This is a genomic window from Streptomyces sp. NPDC046909 (genome assembly GCF_040644695.1).
Lineage (GTDB): Bacteria > Actinomycetota > Actinomycetes > Streptomycetales > Streptomycetaceae > Streptomyces.
On the sequence record NZ_JBEYXC010000002.1, the window covers coordinates 81,159 to 107,166 of the forward strand.

A 26,008-nucleotide genomic window follows, 5' to 3' on the forward strand; every position below is an offset into this window, starting at 1 on the left:
ACCTTCCCACCGCTCGGGGCTTTCTGTTGCCCGGCTGTGAACGCCTGAGCCGTTCCAGGGACACGACTCGCCCCTAATTGGTTGAATGACCGGACTTCACCAAAACTCCAGACCGCCCGCACATCCGGGCCTTCCTGAAGGGCGTTCGCGTGATCCTCAAGGGGCGGGTCAGGGAACGGAAAGAGCTCGAAGGCCTGGTGTCGGCCCTGCGGGAGGGGCTGAGCAGGGTGGTCATGGTGCGCGGTGACGCCGGGATCGGGAAGACGGCGCTGCTCGACCACGCGGCCGCGGAGGGAGCGGATCTGCGGGTGCTCAGGGTCGCGGGGGTGGAGTCGGAGTCCGGTTTCCCGTTCGCCGCGCTGCACCGGCTGCTGGTGCCGGTGCTGGACGGGCTCAAGGAACCGGGCGCGCTGCCCGACGCCCAGCACGCGGCGCTGCGGGTGGCGTGCGGGCTGGCCGACGGTCCGGCGCCTGACCGCTTCCTGGTGGGGCTCGCGACCCTCACCCTCCTCGCGGAGGCGGCGAAACGGCGGCCCGTGCTGGCCTGCGTGGACGACGCGCAGTGGCTCGACGAGGAGTCCCTCGCCGTGCTCGCGTTCGTGGGCCGCCGGGTGCACGCGGAGGGCGTCGGGCTGCTGTTCGCGGCGCGGACCGGGTTCGAGGCGCCCGCGGGTCTGCCGGTCACCGAAGTCGCCGGTCTGGAGGAGCCGTTCGCGCTGGAGCTGCTCCGGGAGACGGTGGAGGGACCGCTCGACTCCCGGGTCGCGGCACGCATCGTGGCGGCGACCGCGGGCAACCCGCTCGCCCTCGCCGACCTCGGCCAGGAGCTGACCGCCGACCAGCTCTCCGGCTCGCTCGCGCTGCCCGAACCGCTGCCCGTGGGCGGTCGGTTGGAGGAGCACTATCTGCGTCAGGTGCGTGCGCTGCCGGTCGATACCCGGACCTGGCTGCTGCTCGCCGCCGCCGAGCCGGGCGGCGACCTCGGATACGTCACGGCCGCCGCGCGCCGGCTCGGTGTCGGCCCCGCGGCCTCCGGTCCCGCCGAGGCCGCCCGGCTCGTGGTGGTGCGCTCCGCCGCGGAGTTCCGGCATCCGCTGGTGCGGTCCGCGGTGTACGGCGGGGCCACCAGCGTCGAGCGCGGGCGGGCGCACGAGGCACTGGCCGCTGTCACCGACCGCCCGGTGGACTCCGACCGGCGGGCCTGGCACCTCGCCGCGGCCGCGATCGGTCCGACGGCCGCCGTGGCCGCGGAGGTGGAGCGCGCCGCCGACCGGGCGGGCGCCCGGGGCGGTTTCGCGGCCCGCGCCACCTTTCTGACCAGGGCGGCCGAACTCACCCCCGAGGGCGCCCCGCGCGCCGAGCGACTGCTCGCGGCGGCCGAGGCCGCACTGGCCGCGGGAGCGGCGCTTCAGTCCGAGGCGCTCCTCGACGCGATCGACATCGCCTTCCTCGACGACACCCAGCGCGGACGGGCCCTGCTCGTGCGCGCCCACGCGACGTACGCGCTGGGCGACGCCGGTTCGTTCGCGCTGGCTCCGGCCCTGTGTCTGCGGGCCGCACGGTATCTCGCCGCGCGGGAACCGGAGCTCGCCCGGGAGGCGCTGCTGCGGGCCGCCGACCGGGCCGTCACCGCGGAGCACCTGATCCGCGACACCACCGTGGCCGAGATCGCCCGGGCCATCGACGACCTGCTGCCCCGCGCGAGTCCCGCCACCGGCGGCGACCTGGTGCTGCGGGCGTTCGCCGTGCTGGTCACCGACGGTTACACGGCGGCCGTGCCCCACATGCGCCGCGCGCACGCGTACGTGCTCGACCCCGGGGTCCCTGACGAGGAGGTGCTGCGCACCTACCAGCCGACCATCACGCTGACGATGATGCTCTGGGACGAACAGGCGCAGAGCGCGGTCATGGCGCGCGCCACGGACATCGCCCGCCGCACCGGCGCCCTGTTCGAACTGGACAGCGCCCTGTACTGCACGGTCATGCACGAGACCAACCTGGGCCAGCTCGCGGTGGCGGACGACACGCTCGCCCAGGGCACCCAGATCCGCGCGGCGATCGGCGCCACCGACGACATGTGGGCGCTGTACCGGCATCCGGAGCTTCTCGGCTGGCACGCCGACGCCCAGGACCTGGAGGCGGTGCTGCACGGGTCGATGGAGGCCAGTACCTGGCTGGGTATCGGCGCGGTCGAGTCGATCGCCCGGATCGGGATGGCGATCCTCGCCCTGGGGCGGAGCGACTACGCCCGGGCCCGCACCCTCACCCACGAGCTCACCGGGCACGACGTGCTCGGCGTGCACTCCCGGCTGCTCCCCGCGCTGATCGAGGCGGCCGTCCGCTGCGGCGACCGTGTCCTGGCGACGGCGACCCTGCGCACCCTCAGCTCCCGCGCCACGGCCACCGGCACCCCTTGGAGCCTCGGTCTGCTGGCGCGCTGCGAGGCCCTGCTCGCCACCGCCGCCGACGCGGAACCCCTGTACCGCAAGGCGATCGCCCTGCTCTCCGGCACCCGCGCCCGCGCCGACCTCGCCGTCGCCCATCTCCACTACGGCGAGTGGCTGCGCCGCCGCAAACGCCGCAAGGACGCCCGCGAACAGCTGCGCAGCGCCTGGGAGTTGTTCGACGGGATGCGGGCCACGGCGTACGCGGCCCGGGCGGCCCAGGAGCTGGCCGCGACCGGGGAGAGCCCGGCCCGGACGACGGGCGGGGAGCCGAGCGCGCTCACCCCGCAGGAGCTCGCCATCGCCCGGCTCGCCCGGGGCGGCGCGACCAACGCCGAGATCGCCGCGCAGCTGTTCATCAGCGCGAGCACCGTCGACTACCACCTCCGGAAGATCTTCCGGAAGCTCGACGTACGGTCCCGGCGGCAGCTCAGAGAGATGCCCGGACTCTGAGCCCGGTCACGACTACGCGTTCCACGGGATTCGGGCGCCGGGCGCCCCGGACGAGGATCGGCGGGTCGGACAACGTCTCGCAGACGGGAGCGCTCCATGCCGTACGTCACCGCAGCCGACGGAGCCGAGATCTTCTACAAGGACTGGGGCCAGGGCCGCCCGGTCGTGCTCAGTCACGGCTGGCCGCTGAGCTCCGACAGCTGGGAGGCCCAGCAGCTGTACCTCGCCACCCACGGCTTCCGTGTCATCGCGCACGACCGGCGCGGCCACGGCCGGTCCACCCAGACCTGGCACGGCAACGAGATGAACACCTACGCCGATGACCTCGCCACCCTGATCGACACGCTCGACCTGCGGGACGTCACCCTCATCGGCTTCTCCACGGGCGGCGGCGAGGTGGCCCGCTATGTGGGCCGGCACGGCACCGGCCGGATCGCCCAGCTGGTCCTGGTCTCCGCCGTGCCGCCGTTCATGCTCAGGACCGAGGACAACCCGGGCGGTGTGCCGATCGAGGTGTTCGACGGGATCCGCGCGGGTTCGCTCGCCGACCGGTCGCAGCTGTACCGGGATCTGGCCGACGGGCCGTTCTTCGGCAACAACCGGCCCGGTGCCGAGGTCTCCCAGGGCGCTCGGGACGCCTTCTGGAGGCAGGGGCTCCAGGCCGGACACCGCAACGCCTACGAGTGCGTCGCGGCCTTCTCGGCCACCGACTTCCGCCCCGACCTGGACGCCTTCGACGTACCGACGCTGGTGATCCACGGCGACGACGACCAGGTGGTGCCCTTCGATGTGGGCGGCAAGGCGTCGGCGGCGCGGGTCAAGAACGCCACGCTGAAGGTCTACGCGGGCGCCCCGCACGGCATCACCGACACGCACAAGGACCAGCTGAACGCCGACCTGCTGGACTTCCTCAACTCCTGACCCCGGAAGGAACTCCTCGAGCATGGTCTCCGAAAGCCAGTCCCGCCGCCGTGTGCTGGGCGGTCTCGCCGCGGCGGGCGGCGCGCTCGCCCTCGGCACGACGCCGACGCCCGCCGCGGCCGTCTCCGGCGCCAGACCGACGATCGTCCTCGTGCACGGCGTGTTCGCGGACGCGTCCGGCTGGAACGAGGTCAACTCCCGCCTTCTGAAGGCGGGTTACGACGTCATCGCCCCGGCCAACCCGCTGCGCGACCTCGCCGGGGACGCGGCGTACGTCTCCAGTGTCGTCGCCACGTTCCCCGGCCCGGTCATCCTGGTCGGCCATTCCTACGGCGGCGAGGTCATCACCAACGCGGCGCTCGCCAACCCGAACGTCAAGGCGCTGGTGTACGTAGCCGCGTTCGCGCCCGACCAGGGCGAGACCGCGCTGGACCTCGCCGGGAAGTACCCCGGCAGCCAGTTGCCGGGCGCACTGGTGACCAAGCCGTATCCGGTCCCCGGCAGCACCGACCCCGGCATCGACGGCTACATCGACCCGGCGAAGTTCCACGACGTGTTCGCCCAGGACCTGCCCCGCTCGCTGACCCGGGTGATGGCGGTGGCCCAACGCCCGGGCAGCCTCGGTGGGTTGGGCTCTCCCAGCGGCGTACCGGCCTGGAAGTCGCTGCCGTCGTGGTACGTGGTCGCCGGCGCCGACCGGGTCATCCCGCCCGCGGCGCAGCGGTTCATGGCCGGGCGGGCCGGGAGCAGGGCCGTCGAGGTCAAGGGGGCCTCGCACGTCGTGATGATGTCGCACCCGGGCGCGGTCGTCCGGCAGATCGAGGCCGCGCACCGCGCCACCCGTTGACCTCCGAAGGAGGGGCCATGAGCGCTCCGGACACCATCGTCCTCATCCACGGCTTCTGGGTCACCCCACGGAGTTGGGAGCAGTGGACCGCCCACTACGAGAAGCGCGGCTATCGCGTCCTCACCCCGGCCTACCCCGGTTTCGAGGTGGAGGTCGAGTCGCTCAACGCCGATCCGGCGCCGATCGAGAAGGTCACCGTCCCGCAGATCCTCGACAGCCTGGAGACCCTGGTGCGCGGTCTGGACCGGCCGCCCCTGCTCATCGGCCACTCCGCGGGCGGTGTCTTCGTCCAGCTCCTGCTCGACCGGGGGCTCGGGGCGGCGGGGGTCGCCCTCAACTCGGCGCCCACGGAAGGCGTCGCGGTGGTGCCGCTGACCCAGATCAAGGCGGCGTTCCCGGTGCTGAAGAACCCGGCCAACCGGCACCGGGCGGTCGGGCTGACCTTCGAGCAGTGGCACTACGCCTTCACCAACACGTTCCCGGAGGAGGAGTCCCGCGCGCTGTACCAGCGGTACGCGGTCCCCGCGTCCGGGAGCATCTTCTGGGACAGCGCCCTGGCGACCCTGCGGCCCGGCCACCAGAGCACGTACGTGAACTACCACAACGACGACCGCGCGCCCCTGTTGTTCGTCTCGGGTGAGCAGGACCATCTGATGCCGCCCAAGGTGCAGCAGTCCAACGCCCGGCACTACAAGTCGGACACCGTCACCGAGGTCAAGGAGTTCGCGGGCCGGCCGCATCTGCTGCCCGCCGCGCCCGGCTGGGAGGAGGTCGCGGACGTCGCCCTCGACTGGGCCGTCTCGCACGCCAAGTAGCCCACCGTCCGGGGCGGTTGCCGCGCCGCCGCCCCGGACTTCCGGAAGGGACCGTCGTATGACCGGGATCCGCATCACGCACATCGGCGGTCCGACCACGCTCATCGAGGCCGCCGGCTGGCGGCTGCTGACGGACCCCACGTTCGATCCGCCCGGCCGCCGCTACTCCTTCGGCTGGGGCACCTCGTCCCGCAAGACCGCGGGCCCGGCCGTCCCGGCGGCCGAACTCCCGCCACTGGACGCGGTGTTGCTGACCCACGACCATCACGCCGACAACCTCGACACAGCCGGCCGCGCCCTGCTGCCGCGAGCCGAGGTGGTCCTGACGACACCGTCCGGCGCGCGCAGGCTGGGCGGCAACGCCCGCGGTCTCGCCCCCTGGACGACCTGGCGCCTGCGGGCCCCGGACCGCCCGACGATCGAGGTCACGGCCACCCCGGCCCGGCACGGCCCGCGCTTCTCCCGGCCGATCGTCGGCGAGGTGACGGGGTTCGCGCTGAGCTGGGAGGGGCAGGCGCACGGCGCGCTGTGGATCTCGGGCGACACGGTCCTGTACGACGGGGTGCGCGAGGTCGCGCGCCGGGTGGACGTGGGAACGGCCCTGCTGCACCTGGGCGGTGTGCGGTTCCCGGTGACCGGCCCGGTCCGGTACACCATGACCGCGGCCCGGGCGGTGGAACTGTGCGAGCTGCTGCGCCCGCACACCGTGCTGCCCGTCCACTACGAAGGCTGGTCGCACTTCCAGGAGGGCCGGGAGGCCGCCGAGAAGCCGCTGGCAGGCCGGGTCGAGTGGCTGCCCCTCGGCACCCCGCGGCAGCTCACCGTCTGAGCAGCTCCAGCGCCCTCCTCCACCCGAACTCCTCCCCCGGCTCCCCCGCGTACGGCGGCCCGAACCGGACGCCCATCCCGCGCAGGCGTATCAGACTGTCCTGGTACGCCGGGTGGGCGGCCAACGCGTCGGCGACACACGGGAGTACGGCGATCGGGACGCCGAGGCCGAACGCCTCGCACAGGGTGGCCACGGCGAGGGTGTCGGCGAGTCCGGCCGCCCATTTGTTGACGGTGTTGAAGGTCGCGGGGGCGACCACCACGGCGTCCGGCGGCGGGAAGGGCCGCGGATCGCCGGGGGTGCGCCAGGCGGAGCGGATGGGGCGGCCGGTGCGGGCCTCGACGGCGGCGGTGTCGAAGAAGCCGTTCATCGCGACCGGGGTGGCGATGACCCCGACCTCCCAGCCCTGTTCCTGGGCGGCGTCGACGAGTTCACCGACGTCGGCGGCGATCCCGGCGGCGCAGACGACGACGTAGAGGAAGGGTTTCGCGGCCTGTTCGGTCATCCGGCGACCCTACTGAAGCGGGAAGGTCCGCCCGTGTTCGGCCTCGGGCCGCGGGCCGTGGATGCGGCGCTCCTTCTCCTCGATCGGTACGTCGTTGATGCTGGCCTCGCGCCGGGTCATCAGGCCGTGCTCGTCGAACTCCCACAGTTCGTTGCCTTACGCACGCCACCACTGGCCGTCGGCGTCCTGGCACTCGTACTGGAAGCGGACGGCGATGCGGTTGCCGTCGAAGGCCCACAGGTCCTTGCGCAGCGCGTACTCCCGCTCGCGCACCCACTTCGCGGTGAGGAACTCGACGATCCCGGCCCGGCCGGTGACGAAGGTGTCGCGGTTGCGCCACACCGAGTCCTCCGAGTAGGCGAGCGCCACCCTGTACGGGTCGCGGGTGTTCCAGGCGTCCTCGGCGGCCTGCACCTTCCGGGCCGCGGTCTCGCGGGTGAACGGGGGCAGGGGCGGGCGGTCGGTCATCTCGTCCTCCTTGGCCGGCGAGGGAGAACGTGCGTTCTCCGGCTGCTTTGCTACCGTAGGAGAACGCACGTTCTCACGTCAAGGCGAGACAGAGGGAGAGCCGGGGAGTGGCCGGAATCGACAGCGCGACCGCCCGCGAGCAGGCCCTGGACGCCGCGGAGGAGCTGTTCTACGGCCGGGGCATCCAGTCCGTCGGCATGGACGACATCCGCGGCGCGTCCGGCGTCTCACTCAAGCGGCTGTACCAACTCTTCCCCGCCAAGGAGCAGTTGGTGGAGGCATATCTGGAACGCCGGGACGTGCGCTGGCGCGGGCGGCTGGCCGCGCACGTGGAGCGCGGCACGGACCCCGAGGAGCGGATCCTCGCCGTCTTCGACTGGCTGGAGGGGTGGTTCGGCGAGGACGGCTTCCGGGGGTGCGCGTGGATCAACTCCTACGGCGAACTCGGCGCGACCTCTTCCCGCGTCACGGCCCAAGTCCGGGCCCACAAGCAGGCGTTCAGGGACTACCTCGCCGGGCTGGTGGCGGAGGCGGGGCTACCGGGCGCGCTGGCCGGGCAGTTGTTCCTGCTCGCGGAGGGGGCGATGGTGACGGCGGGGATCACCGGGAGCACCCGGCCGGCGGTGGAGGCACGGGAGGCGGCCCGGGCACTGCTGGCGGCCGGACGGCCCTGAAACCGCCCCAGCCGGGCGTCTCGATCTCGCTCATGAGGAACAGCGGCCCCAACCACCCCGGCCTACTATCGCTCGCATGCTGATTCGTCGCACATTACGCATGTTCGTCGTGCTCGCGATGGCCCTCGCCGGAGGGATCGGGGGTGGCCTGGGAACGGCACAGGCCGAGGGGAACGGATCCTCGTACGACCGGCAACTGCTGTTCTACAACCACTCCTACGGAGTCCTCGACCGGGAGACCGCCGACGCCATCGAACACTCCGACTATCTGCGGGAGTTCGCCGACTTCCAGGTCCGCACCACGACCGGTTCCGGCGGGCAGACCTGGACCGGCCGCTATCTGATGGGCCGCGAGACCTACCTGGAACTGTTCGGCGTCGGCGACCTCCCCGGCCAGGACGGCACCCTCGGTTCCGCCGGGCTCGGCCTGTCGACCGAGCGGGACGGAGACCTGGCCACGGTCACCGAGCGGCTCAAGAGCGAGGGGGTCCCCGAACCCGTCGAGTTCCTCCAGACCCGGGACTTCGGTGACGGGGTGCCGGTGCCGTGGTTCGACGCGATCCTCACCACCACCGAGTACGACGCCTTCGGCGCCTGGGCGATGGAGTACCGGCCGGAGTACTTCGCCGATCCCCGCGGCAACACCGAGCCGGCGAGCTACCCCGGGGACGTCGGCCGGGAGCGCTACCTCTCCGACGGCTACCGCACCCACCTCATGCGTGACGTGACCTACGTCCGCCTCGCGGTGACCGAGGGCGACCTCGCCGACACCGTGCCGCTGCTGCGCGCGGGCGGGTTCAGCGTGCGGACCGTGCCCGGCGGGGTCGTCGCGGACGGCGGCGGCACCGAGATCCGGTTCGACGTCGTTCCGCGCGAACAGGCGGGATATCAGCAGGTCACGATGTCGCTCAACCGGCCCGTCAAGGACCGGCACGTGGAGCGGATCGGCAACTCGACGCTCACTGTCGGGCCCGGCAGCCGCGCCGTGTGGACGTTCGACGAGAGCGACACTCCGTAGCCGGTCGGCGCGCCCCCATCATTGAGGGGGCGCGCCTTCCCGCCCGACGACGCGCCGGTCCCGCGCCGGACACGATCAGTCCGAGGCCGTGATGGCGCCGACGGGGCAGGCCCGGGCCGCCTCGCGCACCATCGGGTCGCCGCCGCCGTCCTCCCGGCCCGGCAGCAGCTCGCTGAACCCGTCGTCGTCCTGGGTGAACACGCCGGGCGCCGCGAGGGCGCACTGGCCGGCGCCGATGCAGATGTCCTTGTCGATGTCGATGCGCATGACCGTCAGCCTCTTACCAGGTCACGGGGAGTTCCAGCATCCCCTGGATGGTGTCGCCCGGCTTGAAGGGGATCTCGTCCGGCGGGGCCGCCAGGCGCAGCGTGGGCAGCCGGTCCAGGAGGGTGCGCAGGGCGATCTCCATCTCGGCGCGGGCCAGGTTCTGGCCGAGGCACTGGTGGATGCCGAAGCCGAATCCCACGTGGTGGCGGGCGGACCGGTGCCAGTCGAGGGTGTCGGGGGCGGGGTAGACGCTCTCGTCGCGGTTGATGACCGAGGTGGAGAAGAGGACGCCCTCCCCCGCCCTGATCGTCGTCCCGTCGAGCTCGATGTCCTCGACCGCCAGCCGCAGCAGCCCCTCCGCGATCGACAGCAGCCTCATCAACTCCTCGACGGCGGCGGGCAGCAGGGCCGGGTCGGCGCGCAACTCGGCCAGCCGGTCGGGGTGTTGCAGCAGGGTGTAGGTGCCGAGGGAGATCATGTTGGCGGTGGTCTCATGACCGGCGACCAGCAGGATGATCGCCAGGGAGATCAGCTCCTGCCGGTCCAAGTCGGCGGCCCCGTGGACGAGTTCGTCCAGTACGCCGTCGCCGGGCTCGCGGTCCTCGCGCTTGCGGGTGATCAGCTCCTCGAAGTACGCCTCCAGCCGGTCCCGGGCGTCCTGGGTGTCGGCGGCCTTCGGCCCGCGCAGCAGCCGCCGGGACTGCTCCTCGAAGAAGTCGTGGTCGGCGTACGGGACGCCGAGGAGGGCGCAGATCACCATCGAGGGCACCGGCAGCGCGAAGGCGCTCACCAGCTCGGCGGGCGGGCCCTGCTCGATCATCGCGTCGATGCGCTCGTCCACGATCCGCTGGATCCTCGGCCGCAGTTCCGCGGCGCGTTTGAGGGTGAAGCTGGGGATCATCATCCGGCGCTGGACGCGGTGCTCCGGCTCGTCGACGCCGAGCAGCGCCACCTTCCGGTTCCGCACCGCGGCGAAGCGCTCGGTGGGGGCCGGGAAGCCGGGGCGGGTGCGGTCGGTGGACAGCCGCTGGTCGGCGAGGAGTTCGCGGGCGAGGGCGTGTCCGGTCACCAGCCAGGCGGGACGGCCGTCGTAGAGCCGGATCCGGGTCAGCGGGCGGGCGGTGCGCAGGGGGTCGTAGCCGGTGGGCGGGTGGTAGGGGCAGGTCCGGTCCTGGGGGAAGGCGACGGGTTCCGTTTCCGTCATGGAAGACCTCGCAGACGAAGGGTGCCTCGTGCTTGCACCTCATTCGATGCCCCGGGCATCTAGTTGCGGGACAGCAAGTTCGGCCAGATCCCCCGGATGCGCAATCTGGCGCGATCCTGACGGAGATCTCCCCGTGCAGCGGTGCCCGGTAATTCGGTTGTCGTCCGCCCGGGCCCGCCCGCAGAATCCCGGCATGCCTACCTTCGATGCCCCGCTGCCGCTGACCGCCGCCGTTCGTCCGGTGCGGTTCCAGCAGCAGTCCGGCCGACCGTGGGGGCCGACACTTCCCGTGTCGTGATCGCCGCGCTCGTCGCGGGACTGCTCGCGGGGTACGGCATCGCCGTGCCCGTCGGCGCGGTCGCGACCTATCTCGTCTCCCTCACCGCCCGCACCTCCCTCCGCATCGGCGTCGGCGCCGCGCTGGGCGTCGCCCTCGCGGACGGGCTCTACGCCCTCCTCGCCACACTCGGCGGCACCGCCCTGGCCGATGCGCTGCGTCCGGTGCTCGGTCCGCTGCGCTGGGCCTCCGCGCTGCTGCTGCTCGCCTTGGCGGCGCGCGGCGCGGTCACCGCCGTACGCCAGTACCGGGGCTGCCGGCCCGCCCTGCGCACCGACCCCCCTCCCCCGAGCCCCGCGCGGGCCTTTCTGGCGCTGCTCGGGATCACCCTGCTCAACCCCACCACCGTCATCTACTTCGTCGCCCTGGTCCTCGGCACCCGCGCCACGGACACCGTCGGCCCGCTGGAACAGGGCGTGTTCGTCCTGGCGGCCTTCGTCGCCTCCGCGAGCTGGCAGCTGCTGCTGGCCGGGGGAGGCGCGCTGCTCGGCAGGGTGCTCACCGGACGCCGGGGACGGCTGGTGACGGCGGTGGTGTCGAGCGGTGTGATCACGGGGCTGGCGGTGCGGATGATGCTGCCGGGGTGAGAGGCGGGAAAGCCCGGGCCACGGCGAGGCTGTCCTCGTACGCGTGATGGCGGACGATCAGTCCGTTCTCGACGGTCAGCCGCAGGGCGAACCTGGCGCGATACGGACGCCCGATTACCTCCGAGGTCATGGGGCCGGGCTCGCGGTACGGATGAATCCTGAGGGGTCCGGTGTTGAAGGTCGGTGTCAGTCAGCCGTAGGACACACGACGACGATGGGACGGATGTCATGCCTCTTGAGGGCGAGTACGAGCCGAGTCCGACGGGGTGGGTGCGGGAGCAGGTGGAGCTGTACGAGCGCTCCGGCGGCACCGAGGGGACCACGCTGCGGGGCACGGGGATGCCCGTCATCCTTCTGACCACCGTGGGGGTCAGGAGCGGCAAGATCCGCAAGACGCCACTGATGCGCGTCGAGCACGACGGCCGGTACGCCGCGGTCGCCTCCCTGGGCGGGGCGCCCAAGCATCCGGTCTGGTACCACAACGTCAAGGCCGATCCCCGGGTGGAGCTCCAGGACGGGCCCCAGAAGCAGGACATGACCGCCCGTGAGGTGACGGGGGCGGAGAAGGCCGAGTGGTGGGAGCGCGCGGTCGCGGCTTATCCGCCGTACGCCGACTACCAGGAGAAGACGGACCGGGAGATCCCCGTCTTCGTGCTCGAACCGGCCGACAAGGACTGATAAGGGCCCTTCCGGGCGGGTGTCCCGGCCTCGAACAAAAAATCTTGTACGAGGACGCATGAAGCCCTGTCCCCCGGGCACCTGAGGCTCAGGCCCCGCCGCGTTCCCCCGTCGCGGCGGGGCTCTCCGCTGCCTCGCGCGCCGGCCGGTCGGTGATGTCGAGGAAGATCTGGTCGGCCTCGGCGAAGGTCTCGGCGAGGGACCGCTTGATGCGGACGGCGACCTCCTCGACCCGTTCGCTGTCGATGCCGGGCACCAGGTCCACCCGGGCGGCCACCAGGCATGTCTCCAGTCCCGTCTTCATCGTGAACAGCGCCTCCACGCTGTCGATCTCGGGCTGTTCCTCCAGCAGTTCCCGCATCCGGCCGCTGGTCTCGGGGTCGGCGGCCTCGCCGATCAGCTGGTCGCGGGCGTCGCGGCCCAGCCGGTAGGCGACGTAGACGAGCAGCGCCCCGATCGCCAGCGAGGCGGACGCCTCCCACACGACCTGCCCGGTGACCATGTGCAGGGCCATGCCCGCCATGGCGAGGGTGACACCGAGCACCGCCGTGCCGTCCTCGGCGACCACCGTGCGCAGGGCCGGGTCGCGCAGGCCGCCGTCGGTGCCGCCCTGCCGGTGCATCTGATGGAGCGCCCGCACCAGGGACGCGCCCTCGGCGAGGAAGGCGACCCCCAGCACGACGAGACCCGCGACATATCCGCTGAGCTCCTCCTCGGCGCCGTTGCGGAGCGCCTCGAAGCCCTGGAAGAAGGAGAAGCAGCCGCCCATGACGAAGATGCCGACCGCGGCGAGGAGCGACCAGAAGTAGCGTTCCTTGCCGTAGCCGAAGGGGTGGCGCCGGTCGGCGGGGCGGCGGCTGCGGCGCAGCGCGGCGAGGAGGAAGACCTCGTTGAGGCTGTCGGCCACGGAGTGCGCGGCCTCCGACAGCAGCGCCGGCGAGTGCGCGACGAGACCCCCGACCGCCTTGGCGACGGCGATCACCAGATTGGCCGCCAGCGCCACCAGGACCGTGACGCGTGTGCGCCGGTCCGCCCGCTCACCCTTCCGCGTGCCGCTCACCTACGCCGACTGCCCCGGCGGGGGCGGCTCACACGCCGAAATCAGGGAACCCGGTCCAGGGGCTGGTTCCGAGTGGCCCCGAGTGGCAAGGAGGCGGCATGCCCGGCAATCGCGCGTACGGCAACGAGACGTTCAAGCGGTCCAAGGCCCATTTCACGGACCGGATCACCGCGGACGGCCGCGACGGCTGGCCGGTGGAGTCCGGCCGCTACCGGCTGGTCGTCAGCCGGGCCTGTCCGTGGGCGAGCCGGGCGCTGGTGTCCCGGCGGCTGCTCGGCCTGGAGGAGGCCCTGTCGCTGGCCGTCGCGGATCCCATCCAGGACGACCGCAGCTGGCGCTTCACCCTCGACCCGGGCGGCCGTGACCCGGTCCTCGGCATCCGCTACCTCGCCGAGGCCTACGACCGGCGCGAGCCCGGTCACCCGGGCGGGGTGAGCGTGCCCGCGATCGTGGACGTGCCGAGCGGGAAGCTGGTCACCAACGACTACCAGCAGCTCACCCTGGACCTCGCCACCGAGTGGACGGCCCTGCACCGGGAGGGCGCCCCCGACCTGTACCCGAGGGCGCTGCGCGACGAGATCGACTCGGTGATGGCGGACGTCTACGAGGACGTCAACAACGGGGTGTACCGGGCGGGCTTCGCGACCGGGCAGCAGGAGTACGAGGAGGCGTGCGCGGGTGTGTTCCGACGACTGGAGCTGCTGACCCCGCGGCTGGCCCGGCAGCGGTATCTCGTCGGCGACACGATCACCGAGGCGGACATCCGGCTGTTCACCACGCTGGTCCGCTTCGACGCCGTCTACCACGGCCACTTCAAGTGCAACCGCTGGAAGCTGACGGAGAACCAGGTGCTGTGGGCTTATGTCCGCGACCTCTACCAGACGCCGGGCTTCGGTGACACCGTCGACTTCGACCACATCAAGCGGCACTACTACCAGGTGCATTCCGGCATCAACCCGACCGGCGTCGTGCCGGTCGGCCCCGACCTGTCCGGCTGGCTGACCGCGCATCACCGCGAGGAGCTGGGCGGCAGGCCGTTCGGCGACGGGACACCGCCGCGGCCGGCACCGGAACAGCTCTGACCGACACGGACGCAGGAGACGTACATGGCCAAGAAGCAGAAGAAGAGGCTCAAGCTGCCCCTCGCGTACAAGCCCGTCGGGTTCGTGCTGGGCTGGTCCAGCGGGTGGCTGTCGGGGCTCGCCTTCCAGAAGACGTGGAAGGCGATCCGGCACGAGGACGATGCGCCCGACGCGCTGGACCGGGACCGCGGCTGGGGTGAGATCCTGCTGGCCGCGGCGGTCCAGGGCGCCATCTTCGCGGTCGTGCGCAGTGCGGTGGACCGCACGGGCGCGAAGGCCATCGAGCGGTCCACCGGGGTCTGGCCGACCGACGACAAGGGCGGCCGGGACTGACGCGCCGGCGCGTTTCCCGGCGCCTCAGCCTTGTTTGGGTGCCGTCGGCGGGACGCGCCGCAGGGTGAAGGAGTGTCCCGCAGGGTCGGCGTAGCCGCGTTCCTCGAACGGGCCCGAGGCGTCCTTGGTCTCCAGCGGGCGCCCGCCGAGTCCGACGATGCGCCGCTCGGCCTCGTCGAGGTCCTCGACGACGAAGTCGAGGTGGGCCTGGAGGGAGTTCTCGGGGCGTGGCCAGCTGGGCGGGGTGGCGTTGACGTCCCGGCGGAAGGCCAGCCGGGTCCCGCCGGCGCCCTGGATCTCGACGCGGTTGGCGCTCGCGCCGGTCTCCTGCGCCTCCAGCAGTTCCTTGTAGAACGCGGCGAGCTTCTCCGGCTCGGCGCAGTCGAGCACCACGAGGCCCGCTTTCACCAGTGCCATGTCTCCTCCGAACGGTCCGGGGCGCGGGACGTTGCTGTCCCGCGCCCTGTACCTGCCGGATATCCCGAACCGCCCGCTTCAGTCCGCGATCAGCCACTCCCCGTCCCGCATCAGCTCCCGCCCGGCCAGCTCGTTGGCCTCCCGCCACGCCTGCACCCGGGTCGGCCGGACCCTGAAGTACAGGTAGGGCGTGGCGAGTTCCCGCGGCTCGAAGCCGGTGGCGGCGGCGAAGCGGTCGGCTTCCTCGGTGCCCAGCTCGGCGGGGGTGTACGTGTCGACCGTGCCCTCGATCATCACGACGTCCCGGGTGGGTCCGAGGCCGAGCCGGGTCCTGCCGGTCTCCTTGAGGTTGCGGCCGGTGGGGCTGGCGGCGGGGGTGGCCAGGAGCAGGGTCGCGCCGTCCCAGAAGAAGGACAGCGGCACGAGGAAGGGCACTCCCCCGTCGGCGTTCGCGGTGGCGACCCACACGTCCTCGTCGTGCTCCAGGCGGTTCAGGGTGTCCTGCTTGCGCTGCTTGGCGGGGCGTGCGGGTGCTGGGGTCATCGGTGAACGGCCTCCTCGCCGGGCGATGTGCGACGGTCGCCCCCAGTCTGGCCCCCGGCGGCCCGGCTAGGCAGTGATCTCCGCAAGTCGTGCCGCGGCCGCGCTGAGCAGCATGTCCAGGGCGGCCGGGTAGGAGCTGCGCGGCATGTCGGTGACGAGGTGGCGGGCGGTCGCGGCGATGTGGGGGTGGGTGTCGGCGGGCAGCCGGGCGTACGTCGCCCGCCACACCCCCAGTTCCGCGTCCCGGGCGGACTTGGGCAGCGCGGTGCTCGCCGAGTCGAGGGCGGCGAAGGCGAGGGCCTGGTCGACGAAGGCGTGGTAGATCCGCACCGCCTCGGCGTCGGGGAAGCCCGCGTCGCGCAGCACGCCGATGATGGTCTCCACGGCCTGGATCTCGTGCCCGCGGCCGGTGACGCGGTGCGAGCTGAGCACCGCCGCCCGGGGATGGGCGAGGGCGCTCGCGTGCATGCGCAGACCGAGGTCGCGCAGGTCGGCGCGCCAGTCGCCGGTGGGCCGCCAGATCCGCAGGGTGCGGCCGATGAGTTCGTCGGCGACGGCCAGCATCAGGTCGTCGGTGTGCCGGAAGTAGCGGTACAGCGAGCTGGGGTCGGCGCCGAGGGCGCGGCCAAGCCGGCGCACCGAGAGGGCGTCGGCGCCGTGCTCCTCGATCAGCCTGAGGGCCGTCTCGACGATCAGCTCCTCGGACAGCACGACGCCCTGTTTGGTGGGGCGTCTGCGCCGCCGGTCTGCGGGCGGTACGACGCGGTCGCTCATGACTGCCTCCTGGGGCCGGTGGACGCACCTTATGACAACACCGTTGACCTGTTAACCCCCGGGACAGTTTCATGTCGCCTCACCGGGGCCGACCAGGCCCCCCGGTGCGAGCGGAGAACCGCCCATGTCCGACCACGCCCCCTCCGCAGGGCCCACCCTGCGCAAGTCCCTCGGTGTCCTCGACGGCGTGGCCATCGCCGCGTCGAGCACGGCGGCGACCACCAGCATCGGCATCGGCCTCGGTGTCACGGCCGGGGTCGTGGGCCTGCATCTGCCGGCGATCATGCTGCTGGCGTTCCTGCCGGTCCTGGGCATCGCCGGCGCCTACTCCCGGCTCAACCGCGTGGAGCCGAACGCGGGCAACGGCTATGTGTGGGTGGGCCGTTCGCTCAGCCCCTGGCTCGGTTTCATGACCGGCTGGGTGAACATCGTGGCGACGGTAGCCTTCCTCGCCTACACCACGGCCGTCACCGGCTCCGCCCTGATCCAGCTGGCCGGGGACGCGGGCCTGCACCGGCTCGGCGGACTCGCCCTGGACCCGGGATCGACGGCCCAGACGACGGCGCTCGGCATCTTCGTCCTGGTCGCGGTCACCCTCACCGCCGTCACCGGGGTGAGGACCGCGGCCCGGCTCCAGGGCGGGCTGCTGGTCTTCGAGTACGTCGTCCTGCTGGGCTTCTGCGGATACGGCATCGTCACCGGCCCGCACTCCTTCAGCCTGAGCTGGTTCGACCCGTTCGCGATCCCGTCGGCGACCGCGCTGGCGCAGGGCATGCTGCTGTCGGTCTTCTGTTACTGGGGCTTCGAGAGCGCGTTCAGCGTCTCGGAGGAGGTGCGCGACCCCCGGGACGCGTCCCGGGCCGGGCTCACGACCCTGGTCACCATGCTGGTGCTGTTCCTCATCGGTTCGGTCGCCTTCCAACGTGTGCTGTCGGAGGGGGAATTGGCGGGGCACGGGGCCGAGGGCCTGGCGTACTTCGGCGACCGGCTCGCCTCGCAGCCGCTGGCCGCGCTCCCCCTCGTCGCGCTGATGTTCTCGGCGGTCGCCTCGCTCCAGGCCGGGGTGATCCCGACGGCCCGGTCGATGTTCGCGATGAGCCGGGACCGTACGCTCGGGCCGGTGTGGTCCAAGGTCAGCCCCCGGTACGGGACTCCGGCCGCCGGCACCGTGCTGATCGGCGCGCTGGCGGCGGGGGTCGCGGCGCTCGCCCTGGTCATCCCGCGCCTGGCGGACATGATCATGGCGACGGTGAGCGCGGTCGGCATCGTGGTCGCCCTGTCGTACGCGCTGACGGCGCTCGCGGCGGCGGTGCGCTTCCGGTCGCTGCTGCGGGAGGACTGGCGGCAGGGCGTGCGGGCCGTGGTGCTGCCGACGGTGAGCGCGCTGGCCCTGCTCGGCCTCGGCGGCTATCTCGGCTGGTCCTTCTACACCTCCACCGACCACTTCGAACTCAGCGCGGGCAACGGCTGGTTCCTGCTCAGCACGCCCCTGGCGATGATCGCGTCGGGCTTCGCGGCCGCCGCGTGGGCCCGGTGGGTGCGCAGGTCGCCGTACTTCCGCACCGGCGAGGGCACGGACGCCGACGCGCCCCAGCTCCTCGCCCCTTCCCGATGACCCCGCAAGGAAACGGACCATGTACGCAGATCTCCTCTTCACCGGCGGCCCCGTCCTCACCCCCGAGGGCCGTACCGCCACCGCGGTCGCCGTCACCGGCGAACGCGTCACCGCGGTGGGACACGACGAGGTCCTCGACCTCAAGGGACCGCGCACCGAAGTGGTCGACCTGGCGGGGCGGTTGCTGCTCCCCGGCTTCCAGGACGCGCACATCCACCCGGTGCCGGCCGGTCTCGAACTCACCCAGTGCGATCTGACCGGCACGAGGACGGCGGACGAGACCGTCGCCGCCGTGCGCGCCTACGCGGAGGCGCACCCGGAGCGGGAGTGGATCACCGGCGGCGGCTGGTCGATGGAGGCCTTCGCGGGCGGCACGCCGACGAAGGAGCTGCTGGACGCCGTCGTCCCCGACCGGCCGGTCTATCTGCCCAACCGCGACCACCACGGCGCCTGGGTCAACAGCCGCGCCCTCGAACTCGCCGGCATCACCCGCGACACGCCCGACCCGGCCGACGGACGGATCGACCGCGACGGCGCGGGCGTGCCGAGCGGCACGCTCCAGGAAGGGGCGATGCAGCTCGTCGGCCGGCTCACTCCCCCGGCCACGCCCGCCGACCGGCTCGCCGCCCTGCTGCACGCCCAGCGCCATCTGCACTCGCTCGGCATCACGGCCTGGCAGGACGCTCTGGTCGGGACCTTCCTCGGCATGGACGACCCGTCCGAGGCGTATCTGACGGCCGCCCGGGGCGGCTCGCTCACCGCGCGTGTCGTCGGTTCGCTGTGGTGGGACCGGGAGCGCGAGGCCGAGCAGATCCCCGAACTCGTGGAGAAGCGGGCCGCGTTGAGCCACGGACGGTTCCGGGCGGGGACCGTCAAGCTGATGCTGGACGGGGTCGCCGAGACGGGGACGGCCGCGCTGCTCGACCCGTATCTGGACAAGTGCGGCTGCGCCACCGCCAATCGGGGCACGAGCTTCATCGACCCGGGCCAACTCCCCAAGTACGTCACCGAGTTGGACGCGCTCGGCTTCCAGTGCCACTTCCACGCCCTCGGCGACCGGGCCGTACGCGACGCGCTGGACGCGATCGAGGCCGCGCGGGGCGCCAACGGGCGAAGCGACACGCGGCCCCACCTGGCACATCTTCAGGTCGTGCACCCCGACGACGTACCGCGTTTCGCGCGGCTCGGCGCCACCGCCAACATCCAGCCGCTGTGGGCCGCGCACGAACCCCAGATGGACGAGCTCACCATCCCCTTCCTGGGTCCCGAACGAGCCGCGTGGCAGTACCCGTTCGGCGCGCTGCTGCGGTCCGGCGCCCGGCTCGCCGCGGGCAGCGACTGGCCGGTGAGCAGCCCCGATCCGCTGGAGGGGATCCATGTCGCGGTCAACCGGGTGACGCCCGACGGCCACGACGCGCCGGTGTTCCTGCCCGCCGAACGCATCGGACTCGCCGAGGCGTTGACGGCGTACACGGCGGGTTCGGCGTATGTGAACCACCTCGACGACGCCGGCGTGGTGCGGGCGGGGGCGCTGGCGGATCTGGTGGTGCTGGACCGCGATCCGTTCGATCGTCCGCTTACGGAGATCGCGGAGACCCGGGTGGCGCTCACGTACGTGGGAGGCGCGCGAGTGTACGCAGCTCAACGGGGTTGAGCAGTAACGGAGATCACGGTCGGGTCACGGTGTAGATCATTTACGCTCTGGGAAGCCTCGTTCCGCTTCTAGGTTCAACTTTCGGACCACGAAGCCGAGTTCGAGTGCGTGGGCGGTTTTCCCCTGGACCGCCCACGCGCAGGGGTGGGGGGTTTCTGCGCACCGTTTCCCGAAAGGAACCACATGCCTCACACCGTTCCGGCGGCGTCCTCCAACTCCTTCATCCCGGTACAGCCAAGCGATCGACCCCAGCCGACGGAGCCGGGAGAGGCCCTGGCCCGCCTCTTCCTGGAACGCGTCAAGGGGAGCACCGAGGAGTACCGAAATAGCCAGAACACCGCCCGGCAGCGACTGGACGCGCTCGGACCCCGCCCCGTCGGCACCACGCTGCGGGTGGAGGGGGCGCTGCGGCTGGCGCAGCCCGCTTACCTGCCGCCCGACGAGGAGGGCCGGGAAAGGCTGCGGCACCTCGACGCCAGCCTGAGCCTGATCGAGGCGTCCTTCCCCGAGGTCCGCACCGATGTCGAGCTCTGCCGGCTGACCTGCCTGATGCTGGAAGGGGCTTGGCGGAGCCGGGCCCTGACCCCGCCGCGCGAGGAGGCGCAGACGGGCGTCTGCGCCTGCCCGTTGTGCCGTCGGCTGCCCACGCCTCCCGCACGGACACCGGCGGACTACGGCTGGCGGCAGAGCGCCGGCCGTCCCCTCACCGTCAAGACCTGGCCCTACCGCCGGGAGCTCGACAGCGTCCTGACCGGTGGCTGGTCCTGGACCCGGCAGATGAACGACCTGGAGCGGGACATAGGCCACCGCCACCGGTTCGAGGACGACATACTCGTCTTCCACGAGTACAAACGCGTGATCGACACCATCGACACCACGCGCCTCACCCAGGTCGCCGAAGGCCGCCTGGCCGAGAACTTCAGCACCAACAGCGCACGCGCCCTGGTCAGCGGACTCTTCGCCGCCCACAAGCGAGCCGTCGACGAGTACTGGCTCCGGCAGCACGCCTCGGGCGCCGTCACGCTCCCCCAGAGCAACCCGCTCAACCAGAGCACCTACTCGATCCTTCAGATGCTGGACTGTCTGTTCTGGCACGTCGCGCCCGACGGCGAACTCTGGCAGGAGGAGAACCTCGCCTCCCTGCTGCTGTGCCGGGCCATCGACGACATGACCGACGTCCGGGCCGACGCCCTCACCGGCGAGATCAGCAACTTCTGGCTCGCCGAGATGCCCACCCACACCAAGGCCCTCTACGCCGCGTGCGCGATAGCCATCGTGAAGTACGGCTGCATGCCCGAGGCGCACGACCCGATGTGGAACACCTGGCTGATGACGACCACGATCACCTGGATGGGGCTCACGGGCCGGCACGCCCTGTGGTTCGACGGCATCACCCAGGGGCTCCCGCCGACCGACGACTGCCCCTTGTGCGACCTCCAGCCCAACTCGTGCTCCGGCATCCTCACCGACGGCACCACGCTCACCCTCGCCCAGCGGCCCACCGTCCCGGCACTGAGCCCCCGGGCCGCCGAGCTGTCCGCGCGCTGCCGTGACCGGCACCCGGAGACCTGGCCGCTCTTCGACGCCGAACTGCACGCCTTCGAGGCGCTGCACGGCCCCTGGCAGGGCAACGTCGACAGCGCCTGGGAGATCCTGCGCCGCACCTACATCGCCGCCGTGGAGGCGTCCAGGGTTTCGGCGCCCTCGGCCCGCGCGCGTGAGATCCAGCAGGACGCCGGCGTGGTCGGGTCCGAGAAGTTCCACACCCTGCACGACTCGCGGACCGGTCGGGAGGACACGGCGCTGCTCGCCTACATGTTCGCCGGCGCCCACCCGCACTTCCTCTGGAACGCCACGGGCTACCGGGCTACGCGCGTCGAAGGCGACTGGCTCGACGGCTGACGCCTCGGTCCGGTGACGGAGATCCCGTGAAGAAACGTCGCTGCCCGGCCGGAATTCCGGCCGGGCAGCGGTGGTGTGGATGAGGTGCCGTCACACAGCGAACTCGACCGGCAGGGTGTCGAGCCGGAACTCCCACGTGGAGGCCGTCGAGGAGAGCTCCTCCGAGGGCACGGCCAGGCGCAGGCCCGGCAGCCGGTGCAGCAGCACGTCCACGCCGATCTCGATGATGGACTGGCCGATGTTCTGTCCCGGGCATTCGTGCGGTCCGGCGCTGAACGCCAGATGCGACTGGTTGCCCTGCACGTCGACGCCCGAGTCGGGCCGTACCTCCGGGTCGAGGTTGCCGGCGGCTAGCCCCAGGATGAGCATTTCGCCCTCCTGGATGTGATGGCCGCCCAGCTCCAGGTCGGAGGCGGCGAACCGGCCCGGCAGCACGGACAGCGGCGGGGTGTCCCACATGACCTCCTCCACCACGGAGGAGACGTTCAGCTGGCCACTGACCAGACCGGACAGCCGGGCGGCGTCGGTGAGGACCAGTTGCAGGACCCGGGCCAGCAGGTTGCTGGTGGTGGTGTGCGCGGCGATCAGCACCAGACGCAGATGGCTGACGACCTCGTCGTGGTCGAGGCCGGCCGGGTGCGCCAGCAGGGCCGTGGTGAAGTCGGAGCCCGGCTCGGCCCGCTTGCGGTCGGTGAGCTCCGAGAGGATCTGCATGATCCGGTCGTTGTGCTCCAGAGCGCCCTCACCGCCCTTGAGGACCTGGGCGCACGACTCGACCAGGCGCCGCCCTTCCGCCGTGGGCAGGCCCAGGATCCGAGTGAGCACGAGCATCGGCAGGTACTCGGCGTAGTCGGCCACCAGATCGGCGCGCCCGGTGTCCGCGAACGCGTCGATCTGCTTGTTCGCGAAGAACGTGGCATGCCGCCGCACCCCACGGCTGGACGCCGCGAGCAGCCCGTCGGTGACCGCGCCGCGCAGCCGGCGGTGCGGTTCGCCGTCCTGGGAGATGCAGTCGGGCCGCCAGCCGACCATCGGGATCAGCGGGTGCGTCTCCGGGATGTGCCCCTCCCGCCAGTCCCGCCAGATCCGCGCGTCCCGGCTGAACTGGCGCGGATTGTCCAGCACCCGGCGGTTGTCGCGGTACCCGAGGACCAGCCAGGCCGGCACGTCGCCCTCAAGCAGCACCGGCGCCACCGACCCGTGCTCCTTGCGCAGCCGCTCGTAGATGCCGTACGGGTCGGTCGACGCCTCCGGCCCGAACAGCCGGGTGAGGTCGGCCCCGTGCGCGACGGGGCAGCCGCGCGGGGCGTCGGGACCGTTTAAGGGCTGGTCGTTCATCGGGACTCCAGTGCGACGGCGGAGCGGTCCTGCAAGTGACGTATCAGCGCGACGAGCACATCACGGCTGGAGGCCCGGTCGCGGGCGTCGCAGGCCACGACCGGGATGTGCTCGGGGATGTCGAGGGCATCGCGGATCTCCTCGACCGGATAGTCCTTGGAGTCGGGGAAGACGTTCAGCGCGACGACGAACGGGACGTCCTGGCGCTCCATCTCCTCGATGGCCCGGAAGCTGGAGGCGAGCCTCCGGGTGTCCACCAGGACGATCGCGCCGAGCGCGCCCTTGAACAGGCCGTTCCACAGGAACCAGAACCGCTCCTGCCCGGGCGTGCCGAACAGGTACAGCATCAGGCTCTCGTTGAGGCTGATCTTGCCGAAGTCCAGGCTGACGGTGGTCTCCGTCTTGTCGGCGACGCCGATGAGCTTGTCGACGTCGGCACTGGCCTGGGTGAGCGTCTCCTCGGTGGTCAGCGGCTTGATGTCGCTGACCGAGCGGACCATGGTGGTCTTCCCGGTGCCGAAGCCGCCGGCGATCATCACCTTCACCGAGCGGGGACCGGACCCACCCGGCCGGCCCGGATGGTCAAAGCCTTTGAAGTCCACTGAGTACCTCCTCAAGGAGCGCGAGGTCGGGCCCGCGACCGGCGCCGTGCGCCGGGATGGGGTCACGGGCTTCGACGCGGCCTGCCTCGAGCAGATCCGTGAGCAGCACCGCGAGAATGTTGAAGGGCAATCCGAGATGGGCGCCGAGTTCGGCCACCGACAGCGGATCGCGGCAGCGCCGGAGGATGTCCTCGTGCTCGTGCTGCATGCCCGGTACGGGAGCGGCCAGGGAGACGATGAGGGTCGCCACGTCGAGACTCGACGCCGAACCGCCCGGTCCGCTGCGCCCCCCGGTGAGGACGTAGTAGCGCTCGAGACCGGACGGGTCCGTGGGCCGGCGGGGAGCACTCATCCAGAGTGCTCCTCCAGGCGCGGAGTGGTGCCGAGGAGCTCGCCCATCCTCCGGGCCAGATCCCTCATCTGGTGTCCGAGCAGCCCCTGGTCGAGGCCTTCCCGGGCGAGCACACCGAGATACGTCTCCACACCGGCCCGTACGACGAAGAGGTGCCCGCCGTCGACCTCGATCATCGCCAGCCTGAGCTGCCCCGCGTACTTGGGGAACTGCTCGGCGACCGGCTGGGCCAGCGCCTGCAGTCCGGCCACCACGGCCGCGAACCGGTCGACGTCGTCGGGGTCCTCGGCGCCGAAGGCGGTGATGGCCTTGCCGTCGCTGGAGGCCACGAGGGCGAATCGGATCTCCGGGATGGACTCCACGAGATCACGGAGCGCCCAGCTCACGTCGGTTCCCTGTTGCGTCATGGGACTAGTCGCTCTCTTCAGTGTGGTGCTCGGTGGATCCGCGTCCGGCAGGTGCGGTCTCCTCCTCGGTGGACTCCTCGCCGGTCTCCCGGCCGGCCGTGGCGAAGGCCGCCAGACCGGCGAAGGACGCGTCCGGCGGGACGGCGGCGACGGCTGACGCCCGCTCGTCCGGCTCGGTCCGCTCCGTGGTGTGCCGGACCTCCTCGTGCCGTCTGCTGCGGCGCCGGGGCAGTCCGCCGGGCGTGGTGTCCTCGGCCTCCGTCGTCTCGGTCGCTTCGGCCGGCTCGGCCGGTGCCGCCGGGGTCTCCTCCCTGACGGGAGCCGGGGCGGAGTCCAGCACCACCGGTGCGGCCGTGGGCAGCGGGCTGAAGTACTTGTGGGGGACCACGACGACCACCGAGGTACCGAGCCAGGGCGAGTCCGCGAAGGTGACGCGGATGCCGTAGCGGCGGGCGAGGATTCCGACGACCCTGAGTCCGATCGTGGCGTCCTCGGTGATGCCGCCGAGTCCCGGTCCGTCTCCGGTGCCGGTGAGCGCCAGCTCGGCCTCGCGCTTCTTCTCCTCGCTCAGGCCCTTGCCGGAGTCCTGGATCTCGATGCCGACGCCGTTGGGCACCTCCTTGCCGGAGACGACCACCGGCTCGGTGGGCGGCGAGTAGCGTGCCGCGTTGTCCAGGAGGTGCGCGAAGATCAGCGTGAGGTGGTCCACCAGACCGCCGTCGACGCCGAGTTCGGGCAGATGGCGTACGTCGACCCGGTGGAAGTCCTTGATCCGGCCGATGCCGCCGCGGACCACGCTGAGCAGTCGCTGCGGCTCCTGCCACTGCCGGCCGGGCCGGTCCGAGCCGCCCAGCACGCCGATGCTGGCGGCGAGACAGTCGGCGGGGCCGATCTCCTGGTCGAGCTCCATCAGTCCGCGCGCCACCGCCGGCAGCCGGCCGTGCTCGCCCTGCATCTCGTGGAGCCGGCCACGGAGCTTGCTGGTCAGCACGTGGATGCGGTTGCCGATGCTGATGACGGCCTGTTCGGCCGAGGTGGACCGGTCGAACTCCTCCTCGACGGCGATCAGCGAGGTCCTGAGGACCTTGCGCAGCTCACCCTGGAGTTCGGAGCTGACCTTGGCGCACTGGTTGGCGGCCGGCAGCAGGTCGTCGATGGGGTCACCGGCGCGCAACTGCTCCAGCGCCTCCGGGAGTTGCTCGTCGGCGAGGCGCGCGACCGCGGACAGCTGATGGGTCAGCTGCTCCTCCCAGATCGCGGCACGGTCGGCGAGCTGGGCCTCGTAGGAGGCGGCCTGGTCGGTCAGCCGCTCCTCGTAGGCCCGGGCCTGCTCGGCGATGCGGTCCTCGTAGCCGGCGGTCTGCTCGGCCAGTCGGTCCTCGTAGCCGGCGGACAGCTCGGCGAGTCGCGCGTCCTGGGCGGCGTGTTCGGCGGCGAACTTCCGCTCCAGGACCGTCACATGCTGCTGCCACTGCTGGGAGTGCTCGGCCTGCGAGGCGCGGAAGCCGCTCTCGGCCTGCTGCAACTGCTTGCGCGTACGGACCAGGAGCCGGACGCACACGGAACTCGCCGCCGTCGCGGCGGCCCCGGCGACGGCCGTGGTTATTCGCTCCGAGCTCATGAACGTGGCGGCAACCGTCCCGCCTCCTAAGGCCAGTGGCATCAACCACCAGCTGTACCAGGCGACAGGGGCCCGCGCCGCCGGCGGCGGAGTGGCGAGTTCCATCTGCATCCTTCGAAAGCAACACAATCGAACAGGGGGGTGTGCAAGGGGGAAGTGCACTGAGCAGGGCGCATCGCGAAACGACCGATTGCGATCGAGTCAACTCGCAGCGCCGGAGGGGAGCTTATCGGGTTTGAACCCGAAAGGATCAACATCGGG

Annotated in this window: 26 protein-coding genes and 1 pseudogene; 14 read left to right on the forward strand and 13 right to left on the reverse strand. The window is 71.9% G+C overall.

The features are described from left to right. The first annotated feature begins 149 nt into the window (after positions 1-149). The 5 genes from ABZ928_RS04460 (at position 150) to ABZ928_RS04480 (ending at position 6,309) form a co-directional block, all read left to right on the forward strand. A complete protein-coding gene (locus ABZ928_RS04460) occupies positions 150-2,897 on the forward strand; it encodes an AAA family ATPase (RefSeq protein WP_361514995.1) in 2,748 nt (915 codons plus the stop codon). Between the two features lie 96 nt (positions 2,898-2,993). Beyond that, positions 2,994-3,818, forward strand: coding sequence for an alpha/beta hydrolase (locus tag ABZ928_RS04465; protein ID WP_361514996.1), 825 nt, complete (start codon positions 2,994-2,996; stop codon positions 3,816-3,818). Between the two features lie 22 nt (positions 3,819-3,840). Continuing rightward, positions 3,841-4,665, forward strand: coding sequence for an alpha/beta hydrolase (locus ABZ928_RS04470; RefSeq protein WP_361514997.1), 825 nt, complete (start codon positions 3,841-3,843; stop codon positions 4,663-4,665). A 17-nt stretch (positions 4,666-4,682) separates the two neighbouring features. Beyond that, complete coding sequence (locus ABZ928_RS04475) at positions 4,683-5,480, forward strand: alpha/beta hydrolase (protein WP_361514998.1); 798 nt, start codon at positions 4,683-4,685, stop codon at positions 5,478-5,480. Between the two features lie 58 nt (positions 5,481-5,538). Then, the gene (locus ABZ928_RS04480) at positions 5,539-6,309 is read left to right on the forward strand and encodes an MBL fold metallo-hydrolase (RefSeq protein WP_361514999.1); all 771 of its coding nucleotides are present in this window, start codon (positions 5,539-5,541) and stop codon (positions 6,307-6,309) included. On the opposite strand, the gene ABZ928_RS04485 is transcribed toward ABZ928_RS04480, so the two are convergent. Further along, positions 6,299-6,814, reverse strand: coding sequence for a flavoprotein (locus ABZ928_RS04485; RefSeq protein ID WP_361515000.1), 516 nt, complete (start codon positions 6,812-6,814; stop codon positions 6,299-6,301). The two genes, ABZ928_RS04480 and ABZ928_RS04485, sit on opposite strands and share 11 nt — an antisense overlap. A 9-nt stretch (positions 6,815-6,823) precedes the next feature. Further along, a pseudogene (locus tag ABZ928_RS04490) lies at positions 6,824-7,282 on the reverse strand (nuclear transport factor 2 family protein). 116 nt (positions 7,283-7,398) lie between these two features. Between ABZ928_RS04490 and ABZ928_RS04495 the strand changes: the two are divergent. Next, a complete protein-coding gene (locus ABZ928_RS04495) occupies positions 7,399-7,956 on the forward strand; it encodes a TetR/AcrR family transcriptional regulator (protein ID WP_361516122.1) in 558 nt (185 codons plus the stop codon). Between the two features lie 100 nt (positions 7,957-8,056). Further along, the gene (locus ABZ928_RS04500; RefSeq protein ID WP_361515001.1) at positions 8,057-8,974 is read left to right on the forward strand and encodes a DUF5829 family protein; all 918 of its coding nucleotides are present in this window, start codon (positions 8,057-8,059) and stop codon (positions 8,972-8,974) included. 75 nt (positions 8,975-9,049) lie between these two features. Here the strand turns inward: ABZ928_RS04500 and ABZ928_RS04505 are convergent, their stop codons facing one another. Both ABZ928_RS04505 and ABZ928_RS04510 read right to left on the reverse strand, forming a co-directional pair. Continuing rightward, entirely contained in the window at positions 9,050-9,241 is a 192-nt protein-coding gene (locus ABZ928_RS04505; protein WP_361515002.1) for a ferredoxin, read from the reverse strand. Between the two features lie 13 nt (positions 9,242-9,254). Further along, positions 9,255-10,445, reverse strand: a complete 1,191-nt coding sequence (locus ABZ928_RS04510) for a cytochrome P450 (RefSeq protein ID WP_361515003.1) — start codon at positions 10,443-10,445, stop codon at positions 9,255-9,257. Positions 10,446-10,739: 294 nt separating this feature from the next. Here ABZ928_RS04510 and ABZ928_RS04515 point away from each other — a divergent pair, with 294 nt between their 5' ends. After that, positions 10,740-11,369: a LysE family transporter gene (locus tag ABZ928_RS04515; RefSeq protein ID WP_361515004.1), complete on the forward strand. Its 630-nt coding sequence runs from the start codon at positions 10,740-10,742 to the stop codon at positions 11,367-11,369. Positions 11,370-11,597: 228 nt separating this feature from the next. Then, positions 11,598-12,047, forward strand: a complete 450-nt coding sequence (locus tag ABZ928_RS04520; RefSeq protein ID WP_361515005.1) for a nitroreductase family deazaflavin-dependent oxidoreductase — start codon at positions 11,598-11,600, stop codon at positions 12,045-12,047. A gap of 88 nt (positions 12,048-12,135) precedes the next feature. Here the strand turns inward: ABZ928_RS04520 and ABZ928_RS04525 are convergent, their stop codons facing one another. Next, on the reverse strand, positions 12,136-13,107 hold the full coding sequence (locus tag ABZ928_RS04525; protein ID WP_361515006.1) for a cation diffusion facilitator family transporter: 972 nt from the start codon (positions 13,105-13,107) through the stop codon (positions 12,136-12,138). Positions 13,108-13,205: 98 nt separating this feature from the next. Here ABZ928_RS04525 and ABZ928_RS04530 point away from each other — a divergent pair, with 98 nt between their 5' ends. Together ABZ928_RS04530 and ABZ928_RS04535 are read left to right on the forward strand one after the other, a co-directional pair. Further along, positions 13,206-14,189, forward strand: a complete 984-nt coding sequence (locus ABZ928_RS04530) for a glutathione S-transferase C-terminal domain-containing protein (RefSeq protein ID WP_361515007.1) — start codon at positions 13,206-13,208, stop codon at positions 14,187-14,189. 24 nt (positions 14,190-14,213) lie between these two features. Then, the gene (locus ABZ928_RS04535; protein ID WP_361515008.1) at positions 14,214-14,522 is read left to right on the forward strand and encodes a DUF4235 domain-containing protein; all 309 of its coding nucleotides are present in this window, start codon (positions 14,214-14,216) and stop codon (positions 14,520-14,522) included. 24 nt (positions 14,523-14,546) lie between these two features. Here the strand turns inward: ABZ928_RS04535 and ABZ928_RS04540 are convergent, their stop codons facing one another. From ABZ928_RS04540 to ABZ928_RS04550, 3 genes are all read right to left on the reverse strand, one after another. Further along, positions 14,547-14,939: a VOC family protein gene (locus ABZ928_RS04540; protein ID WP_361515009.1), complete on the reverse strand. Its 393-nt coding sequence runs from the start codon at positions 14,937-14,939 to the stop codon at positions 14,547-14,549. 78 nt (positions 14,940-15,017) lie between these two features. Continuing rightward, positions 15,018-15,482 carry a pyridoxamine 5'-phosphate oxidase family protein gene (locus ABZ928_RS04545; protein ID WP_361515010.1) on the reverse strand — a complete coding sequence of 155 codons (465 nt, stop codon included), beginning with the start codon at positions 15,480-15,482 and terminating at the stop codon, positions 15,018-15,020. Between the two features lie 66 nt (positions 15,483-15,548). Next, entirely contained in the window at positions 15,549-16,256 is a 708-nt protein-coding gene (locus tag ABZ928_RS04550) for a TetR/AcrR family transcriptional regulator (protein ID WP_361515011.1), read from the reverse strand. A gap of 124 nt (positions 16,257-16,380) precedes the next feature. Here ABZ928_RS04550 and ABZ928_RS04555 point away from each other — a divergent pair, with 124 nt between their 5' ends. From ABZ928_RS04555 to ABZ928_RS04565, 3 genes are all read left to right on the forward strand, one after another. Continuing rightward, positions 16,381-17,871, forward strand: coding sequence for an APC family permease (locus tag ABZ928_RS04555; RefSeq protein WP_361515012.1), 1,491 nt, complete (start codon positions 16,381-16,383; stop codon positions 17,869-17,871). 19 nt (positions 17,872-17,890) lie between these two features. After that, complete coding sequence (locus tag ABZ928_RS04560) at positions 17,891-19,525, forward strand: amidohydrolase (protein WP_361515013.1); 1,635 nt, start codon at positions 17,891-17,893, stop codon at positions 19,523-19,525. A 183-nt stretch (positions 19,526-19,708) separates the two neighbouring features. Further along, positions 19,709-21,427, forward strand: coding sequence for a hypothetical protein (locus tag ABZ928_RS04565; protein ID WP_361515014.1), 1,719 nt, complete (start codon positions 19,709-19,711; stop codon positions 21,425-21,427). A 90-nt stretch (positions 21,428-21,517) separates the two neighbouring features. Here ABZ928_RS04565 and ABZ928_RS04570 read toward each other — a convergent pair whose 3' ends face one another. From ABZ928_RS04570 to ABZ928_RS04590, 5 genes are read right to left on the reverse strand one after another with little or no spacing between them, the layout of a single operon-like run. Next, the gene (locus ABZ928_RS04570; protein WP_361515015.1) at positions 21,518-22,765 is read right to left on the reverse strand and encodes a cytochrome P450; all 1,248 of its coding nucleotides are present in this window, start codon (positions 22,763-22,765) and stop codon (positions 21,518-21,520) included. Further along, positions 22,762-23,367, reverse strand: a complete 606-nt coding sequence (locus ABZ928_RS04575; protein ID WP_361515016.1) for an ATP/GTP-binding protein — start codon at positions 23,365-23,367, stop codon at positions 22,762-22,764. The genes ABZ928_RS04570 and ABZ928_RS04575 overlap by 4 nt, the downstream gene beginning before the upstream one ends. Beyond that, positions 23,348-23,719 (reverse strand): DUF742 domain-containing protein, encoded by a 372-nt coding sequence (locus ABZ928_RS04580; protein WP_361515017.1) that lies wholly within the window; start codon positions 23,717-23,719, stop codon positions 23,348-23,350. Before ABZ928_RS04580 ends, ABZ928_RS04575 begins: the two co-directional genes overlap by 20 nt. Next, a complete protein-coding gene (locus ABZ928_RS04585; protein WP_360962141.1) occupies positions 23,716-24,126 on the reverse strand; it encodes a roadblock/LC7 domain-containing protein in 411 nt (136 codons plus the stop codon). Before ABZ928_RS04585 ends, ABZ928_RS04580 begins: the two co-directional genes overlap by 4 nt. A gap of 4 nt (positions 24,127-24,130) precedes the next feature. After that, entirely contained in the window at positions 24,131-25,852 is a 1,722-nt protein-coding gene (locus ABZ928_RS04590; protein ID WP_361515018.1) for an ATP-binding protein, read from the reverse strand. Between the last annotated feature and the right edge of the window lie 156 nt (positions 25,853-26,008).